General features: G+C 67.9%; 18 protein-coding genes. 10 read left to right on the top strand and 8 right to left on the bottom strand.

The genetic code is table 11. The annotated features are described in order from the left end of the window. The first annotated feature begins 1 nt into the window (after window position 1). Both CIK77_RS02240 and CIK77_RS02235 read left to right on the top strand, forming a co-directional pair. The gene (locus tag CIK77_RS02240) at window positions 2-799 is read left to right on the top strand and encodes an ABC transporter permease (RefSeq protein ID WP_087055338.1); all 798 of its coding nucleotides are present in this window, start codon (window positions 2-4) and stop codon (window positions 797-799) included. A 7-nt stretch (window positions 800-806) separates the two neighbouring features. After that, complete coding sequence (locus CIK77_RS02235; RefSeq protein ID WP_087055339.1) at window positions 807-1,613, top strand: IclR family transcriptional regulator domain-containing protein; 807 nt, start codon at window positions 807-809, stop codon at window positions 1,611-1,613. Window positions 1,614-1,691: 78 nt separating this feature from the next. On the opposite strand, the gene CIK77_RS02230 is transcribed toward CIK77_RS02235, so the two are convergent. The 5 genes from CIK77_RS02230 to CIK77_RS02210 form a co-directional block, all read right to left on the bottom strand. Further along, window positions 1,692-3,050, bottom strand: a complete 1,359-nt coding sequence (locus CIK77_RS02230) for an FAD-dependent oxidoreductase (RefSeq protein WP_212647497.1) — start codon at window positions 3,048-3,050, stop codon at window positions 1,692-1,694. After that, complete coding sequence (locus CIK77_RS02225; RefSeq protein WP_087055340.1) at window positions 3,047-4,774, bottom strand: dihydroxy-acid dehydratase; 1,728 nt, start codon at window positions 4,772-4,774, stop codon at window positions 3,047-3,049. The genes CIK77_RS02230 and CIK77_RS02225 overlap by 4 nt, the downstream gene beginning before the upstream one ends. Window positions 4,775-4,947: 173 nt before the next feature. Continuing rightward, complete coding sequence (locus CIK77_RS02220; protein WP_087055341.1) at window positions 4,948-5,709, bottom strand: IclR family transcriptional regulator; 762 nt, start codon at window positions 5,707-5,709, stop codon at window positions 4,948-4,950. 21 nt (window positions 5,710-5,730) lie between these two features. Continuing rightward, on the bottom strand, window positions 5,731-6,840 hold the full coding sequence (locus CIK77_RS02215; RefSeq protein WP_087055342.1) for a hypothetical protein: 1,110 nt from the start codon (window positions 6,838-6,840) through the stop codon (window positions 5,731-5,733). Beyond that, window positions 6,837-7,382, bottom strand: coding sequence for a UGSC family (seleno)protein (locus CIK77_RS02210; RefSeq protein ID WP_140403540.1), 546 nt, complete (start codon window positions 7,380-7,382; stop codon window positions 6,837-6,839). The genes CIK77_RS02215 and CIK77_RS02210 overlap by 4 nt, the downstream gene beginning before the upstream one ends. Window positions 7,383-7,504: 122 nt before the next feature. Between CIK77_RS02210 and CIK77_RS02205 the strand changes: the two genes are divergently transcribed. Both CIK77_RS02205 and CIK77_RS02200 read left to right on the top strand, forming a co-directional pair. Further along, complete coding sequence (locus CIK77_RS02205; RefSeq protein ID WP_087055344.1) at window positions 7,505-8,368, top strand: amidohydrolase family protein; 864 nt, start codon at window positions 7,505-7,507, stop codon at window positions 8,366-8,368. Window positions 8,369-8,478: 110 nt separating this feature from the next. Beyond that, entirely contained in the window at window positions 8,479-10,077 is a 1,599-nt protein-coding gene (locus CIK77_RS02200; RefSeq protein ID WP_087055345.1) for an ABC-F family ATP-binding cassette domain-containing protein, read from the top strand. Window positions 10,078-10,112: 35 nt separating this feature from the next. On the opposite strand, the gene CIK77_RS02195 is transcribed toward CIK77_RS02200, so the two are convergent. The 3 genes from CIK77_RS02195 to CIK77_RS02185 are packed head-to-tail and all read right to left on the bottom strand — an operon-like array spanning window position 10,113 to window position 11,595. Continuing rightward, window positions 10,113-10,988, bottom strand: coding sequence for an SURF1 family cytochrome oxidase biogenesis protein (locus tag CIK77_RS02195; RefSeq protein WP_087055346.1), 876 nt, complete (start codon window positions 10,986-10,988; stop codon window positions 10,113-10,115). Then, complete coding sequence (locus tag CIK77_RS02190; protein WP_087055347.1) at window positions 10,985-11,212, bottom strand: hypothetical protein; 228 nt, start codon at window positions 11,210-11,212, stop codon at window positions 10,985-10,987. The genes CIK77_RS02195 and CIK77_RS02190 overlap by 4 nt, the downstream gene beginning before the upstream one ends. Further along, window positions 11,209-11,595, bottom strand: a complete 387-nt coding sequence (locus CIK77_RS02185) for a DUF3099 domain-containing protein (protein ID WP_249268621.1) — start codon at window positions 11,593-11,595, stop codon at window positions 11,209-11,211. Before CIK77_RS02185 ends, CIK77_RS02190 begins: the two co-directional genes overlap by 4 nt. Window positions 11,596-11,698: 103 nt before the next feature. Here CIK77_RS02185 and fabG point away from each other — a divergent pair, with 103 nt between their 5' ends. The 6 genes from fabG (at window position 11,699) to era (ending at window position 16,881) form a co-directional block, all read left to right on the top strand. Next, complete coding sequence (gene fabG / locus CIK77_RS02180; protein ID WP_087055348.1) at window positions 11,699-12,421, top strand: 3-oxoacyl-ACP reductase FabG; 723 nt, start codon at window positions 11,699-11,701, stop codon at window positions 12,419-12,421. Window positions 12,422-12,687: 266 nt separating this feature from the next. After that, the gene (locus tag CIK77_RS02175) at window positions 12,688-13,035 is read left to right on the top strand and encodes an HIT domain-containing protein (RefSeq protein ID WP_087055349.1); all 348 of its coding nucleotides are present in this window, start codon (window positions 12,688-12,690) and stop codon (window positions 13,033-13,035) included. A gap of 46 nt (window positions 13,036-13,081) precedes the next feature. Next, complete coding sequence (locus CIK77_RS02170) at window positions 13,082-14,107, top strand: PhoH family protein (RefSeq protein WP_087055721.1); 1,026 nt, start codon at window positions 13,082-13,084, stop codon at window positions 14,105-14,107. Continuing rightward, window positions 14,104-14,565, top strand: coding sequence for an rRNA maturation RNase YbeY (ybeY, locus tag CIK77_RS02165; protein ID WP_087055350.1), 462 nt, complete (start codon window positions 14,104-14,106; stop codon window positions 14,563-14,565). Before CIK77_RS02170 ends, ybeY begins: the two co-directional genes overlap by 4 nt. A gap of 34 nt (window positions 14,566-14,599) precedes the next feature. Further along, window positions 14,600-15,976, top strand: a complete 1,377-nt coding sequence (locus tag CIK77_RS02160) for a hemolysin family protein (RefSeq protein ID WP_087055351.1) — start codon at window positions 14,600-14,602, stop codon at window positions 15,974-15,976. Further along, window positions 15,976-16,881, top strand: a complete 906-nt coding sequence (era, locus tag CIK77_RS02155; RefSeq protein ID WP_087055722.1) for a GTPase Era — start codon at window positions 15,976-15,978, stop codon at window positions 16,879-16,881. Before CIK77_RS02160 ends, era begins: the two co-directional genes overlap by 1 nt. Window positions 16,882-17,066: the final 185 nt, after the last annotated feature.

The raw sequence follows: 17,066 nt of genomic DNA, 5'->3' as shown, positions 1-17,066 counted from the left end.
GATGTCCCGTTCTCGTTTCCTGAGGATCCTGCCATGGATCGTCACGCCGACGCTCGTCGTGCTGATCGTGGTGTGCTGGCACCTTGTCGTGACGCTGTTCGGGATCAACCCGTTCATCTTCCCCCCGCCCGGACAGGTCGGGCAGGCGTTCGTCGGGCTGTTCACCGACCCTGCGACATGGGAGGCGACGGGCACCACCGTGCTCGAGATCGTCATCGGCTTCACGCTCGCCGTCGTGTTCGGAGTGATCGTCGGCGTCCTGCTCGGCAAGATCCGGTGGCTCGAAGTCAGCCTGCGCCCACTCATCGTGATCGCACAGGTCGCCCCGAAGGTCGCGTTCGTGCCGCTCTTCGTGATCTGGTTCGGCTTCGGCATCACCTCGAAGGTGGTGCTCGCGACACTTCTCGGCTTCTTCCCGATCATGCTCAACGTGCTCCTGGGCGTGCGTTCCGTCGAGCAGGGCCAGCGAGAGGTGATGCAGAGCCTGAACGCCTCCCGCTGGCAGACGTTCCTGCAGCTGGAGGCGCGCAGCCTGCTGCCGTACCTGTTCGCAGGCATGGAGGTCGCGATCGTGCTCTCCACCATCGGCGCGATCGTCGGCGAGTATCTCGGCGGCAACGACGGGCTGGGCAACCTCGTGATCTCCGCGATGAACTCGCTCGACGCGGCCGGCACCTTCGCGCTCATCCTGTGGCTGTCGATCATGGGACTGCTGCTGTATCTCGTGGTCAACGAGCTGAAGCGGTTCTTCATCCCATGGCACGAGTCCGTCTACGGGCTGCGGGACATGGGGGCGTAGGCCGGGCATGCCGACACAGTCGCGCGACCTCATCCAGAGCCTGCAGCGCGGCGTCGAGGTTCTGCGGGCCTTCGACGGCTACGAGGCTGCGCTGTCCATCGCCGAGATCTCCTCTCGCGTCGAGCTCTCACGTCCCGTCGTGCGGCGCATCCTGCTCACCTTCCAGGATCTCGGCTATGCCGACTGCATCGGCAGCCTGTGGAGCCTCACGCCGCGCATCCTGGAGCTCGGGGCGGGATACTTCGCGGCGTCTTCGCTGCCCGAGATCTCGTACCGCTATCTCCCGGTCGCCGTCGAGCACACGGGGGAGACCTGCAGCGTCGGCGTGCTCGACGGCGACGACGTGATCCACGTCGCCCGGATCGAGGACCACAGGCCGCTGCCGGATGCCGTGCGCATCGGGCACCAGCTGCCCGTCCACGCGACGGCGCTCGGCAAGGTCCTGATGGCCGATCTCGACGAAGCCGCGCTCGACAGCCTGCTGACGCGTCTCGAGCTGGAGCGGCACACACCGCGCACGGTGACCGACGCGCGCGCCCTGCGCGAGCGCCTCGAACGTGTGCGAGGCGCGGGCTTCGACGTGTCGATCGAGGAGCTCCACCCCGGCATGATCTCGGCGGCCGTGCCGATCCGTGTCGAGGGCGTCGCCGTCGGCGCGCTCTCGGTGTCGTCGACGACCGTGAGGGAGACGGGTGATTCCCTCGCCCGCCAGATCGTACCTGTGCTGCGGCAGACCGCGTCGAACATCGCCAGTGCATATCGGAACGCGAACCCGCAGCTGTTCCGCAAGATGTCGCGCGCCGCGCGGCCCTGACGGAGCGGCACCGGTGCGGCCCGCAGCTGTTCGGGACGGCAACCGGCCTGACGAGTTGCGACTGCGACTCGGACCGCGTCAGACGGGCAGCTCGAGGCCGAGGAAGGCTCCGTCGGATTCGAGGCGGCGCTGCAGTTCGCTGACGTCGATGTCGGCGCCGCCGAGGCCTGCGCCGAGCGCCATGGCCGCCGCGGTGCCCGCCGCCTGGCCCATGGCGAAGCACGGGCCGGTCACGCGGCCGGACGACTGACCACCCTGGGTCATCGATGCGCAGCGCCCGGCGACCAGAAGGTTCTCCACGCGCTGGGGCACGAGCATCCGGTAGGGAAGCTGGTTGTAGCCGCGCGAATCGACCGGCGCGAAACGGAAGGCCACGTCTCCGGTCACGTGTGCCTCCACTGGCCAGCCGTTCACGCCGATCGTGTCGTCGAAGTCGGCGCAGCCGAGCACGTCCTCCTCGGTGAGCTGGAGTCCGCCCAGAATGCGACGCGTCTCACGGATTCCGACCGATGGCGCGATGTCGACGATGTACGAGTCCCGGAACCCGGGGGTGTGATCCCTGATGAACTCGAACGCGTCCCAGACCTGTCTTCGACCCTGCAGCTCGCCCCTGGTGAGCTGGTGCACGTCGGTGCCGTCGACCGGCGAGCCGTCGGCGTTGGACAGCTGCGTGAGATTGGAACGCCACTCCAGGGGGTTCCGCTGCGGACGCACGATCGGCTTCTTGCGCGGGAACGTGTGGGTGCCCGCCGCCTCTGCCTGTTCCATCTGCTCCCGGACCACGCGCCACGCTTCGCCTGCCTCATCGGAGTCGACACCGTTGATCCGGAACATCAGCGACGGGTACATCAGCTTCTCCGACCGCTCGAACGGCGCCCCCGCCCACGCGGCGATGTCGGCGTCGCCTGAGCCGTCGATGAAGAAGCGACCCCTCACGGCGGCGCGGCCTGACTTCGATTCGACGATCACTGCATCGATGCGATCGTCCGCCGAGCGTGCCACGCCGACGGCCCTGGTATGGAACAGGATCTCGGCGCCGCCCGAGGTGACCAGCTCGTCCGCCGCCAGCTTGAGCGCGGAGATGTCGTACGACAGCGCCTGGATGCGGTCAGCGACCGACAGATGCGGCTCGTTGAGACCGTCGAGCGCGCGCATCCGGTCGAGCAGCTCATCGGCGTACCCGTGGATCGACTGCACGTCAGTGCCGAACACCCGTGCGTGCATGCCGCAGAACGTCGCGAGCCCGCCCATCGTGCCCGCACCGCCGAGAAACCCGTACATCTCGACCAGGAGGGTCGACATGCCGTGGCGGCTCGCCGCGGTCGCCGCCATCAGGCCTGCAGGACCGCCGCCGATCACGACGACGTCGTACTCACCGATGACCGGGGTGCTGCGCGCGGGCTCGTGCACGGTCGGCGTCGACATGATGCCGGTCATGCGGGGACTCCCGCGGCCGAGTGGGGCTCGGAGGCCCTGTCGCAGAGTGCACCGCACATCACGGCGCCGCAGCTGAGGGGCTGCACCAGCTGCTCGTACTGGTCCAGATAGCCGCCACCGGAATCGCGATCGGCGAGCGGGACGAAGTCGGGCCTGGCGGCCAGTTCGGCCTCCTCTACCAGCAGGTCGACTGTGCCTGCCTTCAGATCTATTCGGATGGGATCGTCGTCCTGCACCCGGCCGAGGGGCGCGCCGGGAAGCGCCGCCTCTGGCGAGACCTCGCCGATCGTCATGCCCTGATTGACCAGGCCGGAGAACTGTCCGTCGGTGACGAGGGCGACGCTGTGCGCGAGCCCGCGAGCGTGCAGCGCGAAGATGAAGGCGCTGGTCAGGCCGAGCCCTGGCGCCCCCGTCACGCCGATGCCGCGGATCACCGCGACGTCGCCCTCGCGGAGGCGGCCGCTGGCGATGCCGGCGATGGCGTCCTCCCGGTTGCGGAAGATGCGGGCGGGGCCTTCGAAGGTGTGGGGCCCTGGATCGGGAACCGGCCGTTTCGCGACCGCGCCGCCAGGCGCGAGCGAGCCTTTCAGCACGCTGATCGCCGGGTCGGTGCCGAAGGCGTTGGCGAGCGGCCTGATGACGTCGTCATCGCCCGGTCGTGCCGACACGGCGTTGTCAGCGACCGTCCCGCCGGAGACTGTCAGCGCATCGCCGTCCAGGAGCGGAAGCAGCTCGCGAAGCGTCGTGGCGGCGCCCCCTGCGTCCTCGTACTCCTCCGTCAGTCTGGGCCCGTTGGGGCGCACCGAGCACAGCAGCGGCGTCTCTCGACCGAGCGTGCGGAACAGCTCCCACACATCGACGTCGAGTCCGGATTCGATCGCGATCGCCTGCAGATGCTTGATCGTGTTGATCGAGCCGCCGACGGCGAGCATGGCGCGCACGCCGTTTCGCACAGCTCCTGCTGTGATGATGTCGCGGGGTCGGATGTCGCGGGCCACCAGATCGGCGAGCGCGGCGGCGCTGCGGGCGACGTTCTGCCACATCCGCTCGCCCAGCGCGCGTACGGGTGCGGCTCCCGGCAGCGCCATACCGATCGCCTCGGCCAGGATGTGCATCGAATTCGCGGTCGCGAGACCTGCGCAGACTCCTGGGCCGAGGATCGCATCCTGCGCCTGCTCTTCCAATCCGTCCGTCGGTTCGCCCGTCACCGCCGCCTTCGACGCCTGCAGGAAGATCTCCTCGATGTCGGCCTCGCGACCCTCCGCGAGCCCCGAGTGCTGGTATCCGCACGGCACGACGATGGTCGGGATGTTCAGGCGACCGGCCGCCATCAGGTGGCCAGGCGTCGTCTTATCGCACGAACTCAGGCAGATCATCGCGTCGAGTTTGGCTCCCTCGACGGCCGCCTCGATGTCGTCGACGATCAGGTCCCGGCTCGGCAGAATGTACCGACCGGCGCGGCCGGCGCTCGTGACGAAGTCGCTCGGCGCCGTCGTACGGATCTCGAACGGCAGCAGTCCGGCGTCACGCAGGTAGGTCTTCAGCCGGGCCGCGACCTCGTCGAGGTGCGAGAAGCAGGCGGCGAGCTCAGACGACGTGTTCACGATCGCGACCTTGGGGCGATCCCAATGCTCGCGCGGTATGCCGAGTGCCGTGTAGTGCGCCTGCCTCGCGATCGCGAGGGCGGAGGTGCGGGGAAGGTTGCTGCGGAGCGGGGAGGACATCGTCGTCCTTTCTCATCGGCGTGCCGAACTGTCTTCGTTCCTTGATATCCCACGGGCGGATCCGTGCGCACGCTGTGCGTACGCAGCGACCGCCGAGCGTACGAGCGGGCGGGCGCGACGGAATCGGGCACTGGCTGTTTCGCTGACCACCAGAGCCCCGTGGGCGGGAGCAGTCAGCGTTTCGCCGACAGCGCCCGCGAGATGCCTCCCGCGGCCACGCGGACCAGATGGGCGGCGTTGCGCTCGTCGGCGTCTTCGTACCGCATGATCAGCGAAAGCGCGGCCACCACCTGGCCGCCAGGCACGGTCACCGGGGCGGCGACCGCCATGTACTCGGTGTTCAGGTCGCGTCCGCTGATCGCGTAGCCGCGGATGCGCACCTCGGCCAGCTCCCGCTTGAACGCATGGGCGTCGACCGTCGGAGGCAGCTGCTCGTGGAGCATCCGGTCACGCTCATCCAGCGGCGCGTAGGCCAGCAGCACGCGCCCGACGGCCGTCGTGTGCATGTCGTGCCTGCCGCCCACCCGCGGGCGCGTGAGCACCTGGGACGGGCTCTGGAACCGCTCGACGAACACCGTCTCGTTTCCCTCGCAGATCGCAAGATGGATCGAGTAGTGGGTGATCTCGTACAGGTCGTGCATGAACGGCCGTGCGATGCGCTGCATCGCCATGGAGCGCGGCGCGAGAGAACCGACCTCCCACAGTCGGAGGCCGACGTGATACCTGCCGCGGTCGTCGCGTTCGAGGGCGCCCCATTCGGCGAGCGAGTTCACCATCCGGTACGTCGTCGCCAGCGGCAGCTCCGCGTTGCGACTGATCTCGCTGAGCGTCTGGCGCGCCCTGCCCTGCCGGAAGGTGCCGATGATCGACAGTGCTCGATCCACCGACCTGGGCAGCGCGGCTTTGGGTGGTGCGGCGCGCTCGGCGATGACCATGTGTGCTCCTTGACGTCGGTGTCAGGCGTCGACGGCCTGCGTCGACAACGGGATCTCCCTGGGCGGATTCAGCGTGAACACCTCCGCGACAGCGGAGACGCCGGCGTTGTTCGCCCCTGCGACCATGATCTGCACGGATGTCGGAAAACTCAACAGCGGCACCTCGTCGGGCGTCGCGGAGAAGCTCGCCGTGTCGGGCATCGCATCCGGATGATCGACTGGCAGGCGCCAGTGCGACTTGTGCGAGAGAGCGTCCTTGCCGACGGCGGCGAGCTCGGATCGGTCGCGGCGTGCATGCTCGAAGATGAACCGCCTGAGGCTCTCCTTCGACCAACCGGCGTCGGCGAGCAACTGCGCATGCTCCGGCACGAGCACGATGAGCGCGCTGGTGTACTCGTGGATGAGAGCGCCGGTGCGCCGGATGCTGTCGGCGAGGTCGAGGGCGAGCTGCTCGGGCACGGAGGTGTGCCGCGCTTCGATGTGCATCACGGACCGGATGACGAAGGCCGTCACGACGGACTCGTCGGCCGAGTGACCGTGCTCGACGGCCAGACTCTGCCATGGACTGAGCTCTTCGTTCTCGCCGATCACCGCTGTGTACTTGGAGGGGTTGCCCTGCGTCGCCTGGTCGAGCTCGTGGGGTCGCAGACCGAACACGTTGATCAGGCCCAACCTGATCGCCCGCCCGATCGTCGCATTGGCGCGATGGCCGGAACCGAAGATGTTGCCGGCGCTGTTCAGAGAGATCTCGTTGCGGATGGGCCCGTTCACGACGGCGAACGGCGCCGTTCCCGTCGTGCTCTGCCAGATGCCGCGGCGAGGGTGCGGTTCTTTGGCGATCGCCAGCCAAGAGGCGATGACCACAGGGAGGTACTCCGGGATGCACCCGGCGAGTGCGGCGTTGATCGCGGCGAGCCGCACCGTGATCCGGCGGTTCAGATGCGGGATCTCGAACAGCACCTCGTCCGGCTCGCGGTCGGTCACCTCGAGGAAGTCGGCCAGCCGCGACTCGGTGACGGGTGTGACGGGAAGCCCATCGGTCCAGCCGCGCCCCTCGTAGAACTCCTGGGCGAGACGAACCGCTTCCGCATCGATCGCCGGAGGCGTGATCGTGTCGGATGTGATGCTCATTCCGCGTCACCGCCTGTCAGAATGCGCACGGCGACGGGCAGCGTGCTCGCGGCGTGCTCGCCGAGTTGCGCATCATCGAGGCTTGCGAACGGATGAGGCACGGCGTGGAACTCGAAACCGGGGAAGCCCTGCACAGCGGCCATGGCGCGTCCAGATGCGTGGAACGCGTCCGACACGATGCTCACTGTCGGGACGCCTGCACGCTCGAGAAGAATTCCGTCGACGACTGTCGCCGCGCTGCACGAGCCGCAGTCTCCGACACCGGTGATCACCACGTCGACTTCGTCGACGATCCGCGCCAGCAGGTCGTCGCCAGCGGGAGTGCCGAAGTAGTCCTTGGTGTAGAGCTTCGTACCTGCGACGCCCTCGGCATCACGGAGCAGCGCGCCGACCTTCGCCAGGAACATCGTCGTGTTGGGCTTGGTGTTGTCGAGAAGGCCCACGGTGAGCCCTCTCACTGTCGTCGGCCGCGGCGCGAGTGTCGCGTCGTCGGCTTGTTCGTCCATGCCGGTGGGGTCCAGCAGCAGTTCCGCCGTCGTCATCGTCGGCACCTCCCGATCGTCTCGTCGTCACAGACAATCCGATCCGGCGCCGCACGGCTGGCCGGTTTCCACGCCACGAAAACTCCCGCCGGCACGGCTCATGCGCGCGCGAGGGTGAAGGCATGACACTCAGCCCCGAGATCGTGGCCATCGACGTGCACACCCATGTGCAGCGCTCTGTGCGGGCGGACACGGCGCTCGACTCAGAGAAGAGCGAGGCGATGGCGACCTATTTCCGCACCGATGTGCGCCGCCCGACGATCGTCGACCTCGCGGAGCTGTATCGCGCGAAGAAGATGATGTGCGTGGCCTTCTCCGTGGACGACAGCTGGCTGACCGGGGAGGAGAACCCCGTGAGCAACGAGGAGGTCATCGATCTCGCCGCGGAGCACGCCGACGCGGTCATCCCGTTCGTCACCGTCGATCCGCATGCGGGCGCACGCGGTGCGCGGCAGCTCCGGCGGCTTGCGGAGCGGGGAGCGCGTGGTGTGAAGTTCCACCCCAGCGCGCAGGCCTTCTTCCCCAATGACCGAGACATCTATCCGCTGTACGAGGCGATAGCGGAGACGGGGCTGGTCGCACTGTTCCACAGCGGCCACACCGGTGCAGGCGCAGGGCGGCGCGGAGGAGGCGGCATCAGACTGAAGTACGCCCAGCCGATCCTCGTCGACGACGTCGCCGTCGATTTCCCCGATATGCCGATCATCCTGGCCCATCCGTCGTTCCCCTGGCAGGACGAGGCGCTGTCCATGGCGCTGCACAAGCCGAACGTGCACATCGACCTGTCCGGCTGGTCGCCGAAGTACTTCCCGCCGAACCTGGTGCAGTATGCACGCACACTGCTCAAGCACAAGATGCTGTTCGGCACCGACTATCCGGTCATCACTCCCGAGCGCTGGTTGCGCGACTTCGAGGCGCTCGGATACGACGACGACGTCACCCGTCTCATCCTGCGCGACAACGCCGCCGCCCTGCTCGGCTTGTGACCGGCGTGCCGAGCGCTGCTCGGGCGAGCGGGTGGGGCTCAGTCTCGGCGCGGTAGGGTGGGAGGCTGGCGCAATCGCGCCGTGATCACCCCAGACGAACGGACGTTGCTGTGCTTGCCGTGCACGATCTCGAGATTCGCGTAGGTGCGCGCATGCTCATGTCCGACGTGAGCTTCCGCGTCGGCCCCGGCGACAAGATCGGCCTCGTCGGGCGCAACGGCGCGGGGAAGACCACGCTCACCAAGGTGCTCGCCGGTGACAAGCCGCCGAGCAACGGCGGCGTCGACCTGCGCGGCGAGCTCGGCTACCTACCGCAGGACCCTCGCTCAGGCGACCCGGAGGAGCTGGCTCGCACCCGCGTGCTCAACGCCCGAGGGCTGGGCGACCTCTCCGCCAAGATCGCGGAGGCATCCGCGCAGATGGCCAGCGACGATGCGACGGCATCGGAGAAGGCGATCCGCCGCTACGGCAACCTGATGGAGCGCTTCGAAGCGCTCGGCGGCTACACCGCAGAGAGCGAGGCCGCCGTCATCGCGAACAACCTCTCTCTGCCCGATCGCATCCTCGACCAGCCGCTCAAGACGCTCTCCGGCGGTCAGCGGCGGCGCATCGAGCTGGCGCGCATCCTGTTCAGCGATGCCGACACCATGATCCTCGATGAACCGACCAACCACCTCGATGCTGACAGCGTGGTGTGGCTGCGCGAGTTCCTGAGGTCGTACCGCGGTGGGCTGATCGTGATCAGCCACGACGTGGAGCTGGTCGGCGAGACGGTGAACCGCGTGTTCTACCTTGACGGCAATCGCCAGGCCATCGACATCTACAACATGGGCTGGAAGCACTATCAGCGTCAGCGCGTCGCCGATGAAGAACGCCGCAAGAAGGAACGCGCCAATGCGGAGAAGAAGGCGTCGTCGCTGCAGCAGCAGGCGGCGCGATTCGGCGCCAAGGCTTCCAAGGCCGCCGCGGCGCACCAGATGCAGGCGCGCGCTGAGAAGCTGCTGTCAGGGCTGGATGAGGTGCGGCAGCAGGACCGCGTCGCGAGCATCCGGTTCCCGAAGCCCGCTGCCTGCGGCAAGACGCCGCTGATGGCCTCGAGCCTGTCGAAGTCGTACGGTGCGCTGGAGATCTTCGCGGGCGTCGACCTCGCCATCGACCGCGGGTCGAAGGTCGTCGTGCTCGGCCTGAACGGTGCGGGCAAGACCACGCTGCTGCGTATCCTCGCCGGCGTCGACGCCAGCGACACCGGGCAGATCGAGCCGGGCCACGGCCTCAAGATCGGGTACTACGCGCAGGAGCACGAGAACCTCGACGTCGACCGCTCCGTGCTGCAGAACATGATGTCGTCCGCGCCGGACATCAACGAGACCGAGGCGCGAAAGGTGCTCGGATCGTTCCTGTTCACCGGCGACGACGTGCTCAAGCCCGCGGGCGTGCTCTCGGGCGGGGAGAAGACCCGCCTGTCACTGGCGACGCTCGTGGTGTCGTCGGCGAACGTGCTGCTCCTCGACGAGCCGACCAACAACCTCGATCCGGCTTCGCGCGAGGAGATCCTCGGCGCGCTCAACCACTACGAGGGCGCCGTGGTCCTGGTCTCGCACGACGAGGGAGCCGTTGGGGCGCTCAACCCTGAGCGGGTGCTGCTGCTTCCGGACGGCGTCGAGGACATCTGGAACAAGGACTACGCGGACCTGATCTCGCTGGCCTGACGCCCGTTCGTCTCATCAGGGGACCTGACGAGTCGTCACTGGGCGTCGAGCAGGGCGTCCTCTTCCTCGGCGTCGCGGTCACGGCGGCGAGGGCGCCTTGGAAGACGACGGCGGGCACTGCGCTCGGGGCGTCCCAGAGCGTCGATATCGTCGATATCATCCGGATCGTCGTCGTCATCCTCCGCGGACGCGCGGATCTCGGTGCGGATCATGTAGCCGATGAAGATGAAGCCCATCACCGCGAACAGGATCCACTGCACGGCGTACGACAGGAACGGACCGGGATCCTCGGTCGGATCCTCCAGCGCGTGCGGGGTGTCGGCGGCAGCCGGATCCTCCGAGACCAACGATCCGTATACGGCAGCCAGCGTGTCGTCACCCGCGATCTCCGCGACCGACGGCACGTGCAGCGTCGGCAGCTGGCCGTCTGGGGCCGAGCGGCCGGACGTCGGCAGCGGCTCGGTCGGTCGCAGCCTGGCGATCACGGTGACCTCGCCGCTGGGAACGGTCGGCAGGATGTCCGGAGCCTCTGCGCTCTCACCCGGCGGGATCCAGCCGCGGTCGATCACGAACACGCGACTGTCGTCGGTCCGGATGGGGACGAGCACTTCGTACGCGCTCGTGCCGCCGTGGGGGCGGTTGCGCACGAACGTCTGTGCGGGCGCGATGTACTCGCCGGTGACCTCGACGGGACGCCACTCGTCGTCGGGATCGAAGCGCCCGTCATCGCCGATGAGGTCGGCGAGGGGCACAGGATCGGCGTCGTAGTTGTTCTCGATCAGGGCGAGATCGCCTGCGCGTTCGGCGTTGCGGGAGAACTGCCAGTGCGAGAGGAACCCGCACGCCACAGCGAACAGACAGGCGACGAGGGCGTACACGGTCCAGCGGACGGCGCGAGGACTGTTCTTCACGAGGCCCCCTGTGCGCCGTCTGTCACGCCCTCGACGACTTCGAGCGGAAAGCTGCGCGAGGCGAGGAACTCCCGCAGGTAGGTGACGTGCTCATCGCACGCCAGCCACACCTTCCGTCGGTCGGCGGAGTGGATCTTCGGGTTGCGCCACACCACGCTCCACGTCGCTGGCGCCCTGCACCCGGCGCGCGCGCAGGTCGGCGCGACGGGATCCATGCCGATCATGTCGTGGCCCCGCCGTTCCCGTTCGAATGCTCCTCGTCCGGCTCGGCGCCGCTCTCATCGATGCGCAGCACCCGGGGCTCGGCGTCGGGCGGAGCGGGCTCAGACGGTGCGGTGAGCGAGTCCGATTCCGGCGGGAGGGCGTGATCGACGCGTGTGGAGGAGCGCGCATTGGCGCTGACGACGGCGATGTACGGCAGGAAGATCGCGCCGATGGCGAAGACGAACGTGTACCAGCCGTAGGGCTGGATGACGACCGCAAGGATCAGACACGCGATGCGGACGCCCATGGTGATCAGGTACCGGCGCTCGCGCGAGCGCGAGTCGTCCCGCGGCGAGACGTCGAGTGACGTCGCGGACTGGGCGGAGCGGCTGCGTTTGTTCACGGTCCTCTCAGGGTATGCCCCCATCCGGTGAGCCGGCCCAGAGAACGTGTCGCCCGCCGGATAGGATGATGACTCCGTTTCCCGTCGATCATGGAGCAGCACCGTGAGCTCAGCTGACACTTCCGACCGCGTCGTCCTCGTCACCGGGGGCAATCGCGGCATCGGCCGCGCGATCGCCGAACGCTTCGTCCGCGACGGCTACCGGGTCGCCGTGACCGTGCGCAGCGGAGGGGGCCCAGACGGCACACTCGCCGTGACCGCCGACGTCAACGACGGCGCGTCCCTCGACGCGGCGGTCAAGGAGATCGAAGCGCAGCTCGGGCCGGTCACCACGGTGGTCGCCAACGCCGGCATCACCCGCGACACGCTGCTCATGCGCATGAGCGATGACGACTTCGACGCGGTCGTCGGCACGAATCTCGGCGGCGCCTTCCGTACCGTCAAAAGGGCGATCAAGAGCATGATCAAGGCGCGTCGCGGGCGGATCATTCTGATCTCGTCGGTCTCGGGTCTCCTCGGCGTCGCCGGCCAGGCGAACTACTCATCGTCGAAGGCGGGCCTGGTCGGCTTCGCCCGCTCCGTCACACGCGAGCTCGGCGGCCGCGGCATCACGGCGAACGTCGTCGCGCCCGGCTTCATCGACAGCGACATGACGGCAGAACTCGACGAGAAGACGCAGGCGGATTACAGGAAGCAGATCCCCGCTGCGCGGTTCGGCACAACGGAGGAGATCGCCGGCGTGGTGTCGTGGCTGGCCTCGGACGACGCCGCCTACATCTCGGGGGCGGTTATCCCCGTAGACGGAGGCCTCGGCATGGGCCACTGACGAGGGCCCGGCGGCGCGCCTGGCGGCGTTGTCGGCGGTCAGGGCACTGTCGGTGCCCTTCCCTTCTCCGCCTTGCCATGCACACCCCCGGACCCACGTTGCCTTGGGCACTCTCGGTGCCCCTCCTTCCTCCGCCTTGCCATGAGCACCTCCACGGCCCCCTCGTACTCGAGATGCCGCCGACAGCCAGTTTGCTGTCGGCGCGCTGACATGAGCGCACCAGGAGTCCCCACTCGCGTGGGGGGCTTTGCCAGTAGGATCGGAGTATGACCGAAGCGAGCATCTTCACGCGCATCTACAACGGGGAGATTCCCGGCGAGATCGTCGCCGAGACGGATCGGGTGTTCGCGCTTCGCGACATCAGCCCTCAGGCGCCGGTGCACCTGCTGGTCGTCCCGAAGACCGAGCAGTACCGCGACGTCACGGAACTCGCTGCGGGTGACCCCGCGCTGCTCGCCGAGATGGTCGCGTTCGCCAAGAGCCTCGCCTCCGAGCACGCGAACGGCGAGTACCGTCTGATCTTCAACAACGGAGCATCGGCATCGCAGTCGGTCTTCCACGTGCACGCGCACGTGCTCGCGAACTTCGAGGAGAACACACTCGTTGGATTCTGAATCCTCCCACCAGATCACTGACCGCATCCTGGCCGACGGCGTCGCCATGGTCCAGCTCCTCGGACCGCAGGACCGGCTGCTCCGGATGGTCGAATCCGCCCATCCGGATGTCGACGTGCTCGTGCGGGGCAACGAGATCACGCTCACGGGCGCTGAAGCGGATGTGAGCGCCGCGCGACGGCTCGTGGATGAACTCATCGCCCTCACGGCGAAAGGACACGACGTGGTCGAATCCGACGTGAACCGGTCGGCGCGCATGCTCGCGGACGAATCGGGCCCGCGTCCGAGCGAAGTGCTCGGTGAGGCGATCCTGTCCTCGCGCGGCAGAACCATCCGGCCCAAGACCCCCGGCCAGAAGGAGTACGTCGACGCGATCGACGAGAACACCATCGTGTTCGGCATCGGCCCCGCGGGAACGGGCAAGACGTACCTCGCGATGGCGAAGGCGATCCAAGCGCTCCAGCGGCGCGAGGTCGAGCGGATCATCCTGACGCGGCCGGCCGTGGAAGCGGGGGAGCGGCTCGGGTTCCTGCCTGGCAGCCTCACCGACAAGATCGACCCGTACCTGCGCCCCCTGTACGACGCCGTCAACGAGATGATGGATCCCGAGATCGTGCCCAAGCTCATCGCGAGCGGCACCATCGAGGTCGCCCCGCTCGCCTACATGCGCGGGCGTACGCTGAACAACTCGTTCATCGTCCTCGACGAGGCCCAGAACACCACGCCTGAGCAGATGAAGATGTTCCTCACGCGGCTGGGCTTCGGCACCCAGATGGTCGTCACAGGCGACATCACGCAGATCGACATCCCCGGCGGAACGAGCGGTCTGCGCACGGTGACGGGCATCCTCGACGGCGTGGATGACATCCACTTCGCCCGTCTGACCAGCGACGACGTCGTTCGGCACTCGCTGGTCGGCCGGATCGTCGACGCCTACACGGAGTACGACGAGCAGCGTACCGCGCAGCGCTACGAGCGCGCGGAGGCGCACGAGTTCGCGAACCGTGCCGAGAGGCGCTCGTCTGCGCGCCGCCCCGGCCCACGCGACCACAAGGGGAGGCCCAGGGCATGATCGAGATCAACAACGAGTCGACGATCGAGATCGACGAGTCGGTGCTGCTCAGGCTCGTCGAGCGGAACCTCGCAGAGCTCCGAGTGAGCCCCGACGCCGAGCTCGCGATCGTGCTGATCGACGAGGGCGCCATGGAGCAGCTGCACCTGCAGTGGATGGACGAACCAGGGCCGACAGACGTGCTCAGCTTCCCGATGGACGAGCTGCGGCCTGGCACAGAGGACGTTCCGACACCACCGGGCCTGCTCGGCGACATCGTGCTCTGTCCGCAGGTCGCCGAGACGCAGGCACAGGCGGCCAAGCACTCGACGATGGACGAGCTCATCCTGCTCACCACCCACGGTCTGCTGCATCTGCTCGGCTTCGATCATGCAGAGCCGGAGGAGCACCGTGAGATGTTCGGCCTGCAGAAGACGCTGATCGACGGCTTCGCCGCGGAGGAGCGCCGACGATCGTGAGACGCAGGCGACCTCCCCGATCTGAGAACCGCTCATGACCCCCGCGCTGCTGTTCGTCGCCGCGGCCCTGCTCGTCCTGCTCGGCGGCACGATGTCCGCCATCGATTCCGCGCTGTCGGTGATCTCGCGCGCCGAGATCGTCGACCTGGCCGCAAGCCAGCGGGCGCGGCGAGCCAGGGCACTTGCGCACCTCGCGGACGACATCGACTCTCACGCCAACGTCGTCGCGTTCGTCCGCGTGGTGTCGGAATCGACCGCGGCAGTTCTCGCAACGGTCGCTTTCACGCTCGTCTTCGACAACCTCTGGTGGGCGATGCTCGCCGCGGCCGTGCTGATGGCCGGTCTGTCGTTCGTCGCCGTGTTCTCCAGCCCGAGGGCGGTCGGTCGGCGCCACTCCGACGCCTTCGTGCGCGCATCGGCGCCGCTCGTGCGCCCTCTGCGGCTCGTGCTGGGGCCCGTCGCCGGTCTGCTCGTGCGCATCGGCGCTCGCGTCGCCCCCGCCAGGGGCAGACAGAGCTTCGACTCGGAGGACCAGCTGCTCAGCATGGTCGACGAGGCCGCGTCGAACGATCTCATCGACGACGACGACCGCGACCTCGTGCACAGTGTGTTCGACTTCACCGATCAGGTCGTGCGGGCCGTGATGGTCCCGCGCACCGACATGATCTCGATCGACGCGGCGGCGACCACGCGAGAGGCGATGCGCACGTTCCTCGACACCGGCATCTCCCGCATGCCCGTGATCGACGGCGAGGTGGACGACGTCGTCGGTGTGCTCTATCTCAAGGACCTCGTGCAGTTCGGCTTCCGGGAGACGCCCGGATGGCACGACGCCACCGTGCGGGCGCTGGCTCGGCCTGCGTCGTTCGTACCGGAGCAGATGCGCGCAGAGTCGCTGCTGCAGCAGATGAAGCGCGATGCGGTGCACGTCTGTCTCGTCGTCGACGAGTACGGCGGCGTCGCAGGCATCGTCACGCTCGAAGACCTCATCGAGGAGCTCGTCGGTGAGATCGCCGACGAGTACGATGCACCGTCCCACGAGATCGTGGAGCTGAGCGAGGGGAGCTACCGCGTCGCGGCCCGCCTCGCACTCGACGAAGTCGGCGACCTGTTCGACTACGAGCTGGAGGATGAGGACGTCGACTCGATCGGCGGCCTGCTCGGCAAGGCGCTGGGGCACGTCCCGCGACCGGGTGAAACCGTCGAGTCGCACGGTCTGATCATCACCGGAGGCACCTCACGCGGGCGCGGCAGGGGCCTCGCCACGGTGTTCGTCGAGCGCGGCGAGGGTCTGCGCGCTCTGCAGGAGGTCCGCTCGCGCCACCCGCAGACCGGCGAGATGCCGGTCCAGAACGACGCGCATGGCACGACCTCGTCGAGTCGCGGCGAGCGAGAAGGAAGAGAGCGATGATGAGTGACACCGCGGAGACCCGGAGCGGATTCGTGACCTTCGTCGGCCGCCCGAACGTGGGCAAGTCGACCCTGATGAACGCCCTCGTCGGCGAGAAGGTCGCGATCACCAGCGACAAACCGCAGACGACCAGGCGCGCGATCCGGGGCATCATCAACCGACCTGCCGGCCAGCTCGTCGTCGTCGACACCCCCGGCGTGCACCGACCGAGAACGCTCCTCGGTCAACGGCTGAACGACCTGGTCGAACAGGTGCTCGGCGACGTCGACGTGATCGCACTCTGCGTGCCGGCGAACGAGAAGGTCGGCCCTGGTGACCGCCGGATCGCGGCCTCCCTCGACGACTACCCGAACGCGAAGAAGGTCGTGCTGGTGACCAAGACCGACGCCGCAGGCCGTGACGACATCATGCAGCGGCTGATGGAGGCCGATTCGCTGCGCGAGGACTGGGCGGCAGTCATTCCCCTGTCATCCGTGTCGGGCGACCAGCTGGACGTGCTCGCGGACGAGGTGCTCGCTCTGATGCCGGAGGGGCCCGCGCTGTACCCGGATGACGTGGTCACCGACGAATCGACGGAGGATCGGGTCGCCGAGATCATCAGGGAGGCGGCGCTGGACGGCGTCCGCGACGAGCTGCCGCACTCCATCGCCGTGACGATCGACGACATCATCGCACGGGAGGGGCGCGACGACCTCACCGACGTCTACGCCAATGTGGTGGTGGAGCGCGACAGCCAGAAGGCGATCATCATCGGCCACAAAGGCTCCCGGCTGAGCGACGTCGGTGCCAGAGCGCGCGCCCAGCTGGAGCCGCTGCTCGGCACCAAGATCTACCTCGCGCTGCACGTGCGGGTGGCGAAGGAATGGCAGCGCGATCCCAAACAGCTCGGCCGGCTCGGCTTCTGATGAGCACTCTGCGAAATGCAGCGGCGCAGCTGCCCCGTGTCGCTGAGCAGGATGAGTGTTATCGTGGAGGCATGCTCCTCGGCGGTCTCCTTCTTAGTCGCCGCGACGAGTCCTCGATCTAGGGCCTTCTCGTCGCGGAGACTCCTGCGGGCCCATATCGAGACACCCGCCGCGAAAGAAGAAGA

Origin of the sequence: Microbacterium sp. JB110, assembly GCF_003335195.1 — a bacterium.
GTDB lineage: Bacteria > Actinomycetota > Actinomycetes > Actinomycetales > Microbacteriaceae > Microbacterium.
This window is presented reverse-complemented; position numbering and strand designations above follow the sequence as displayed.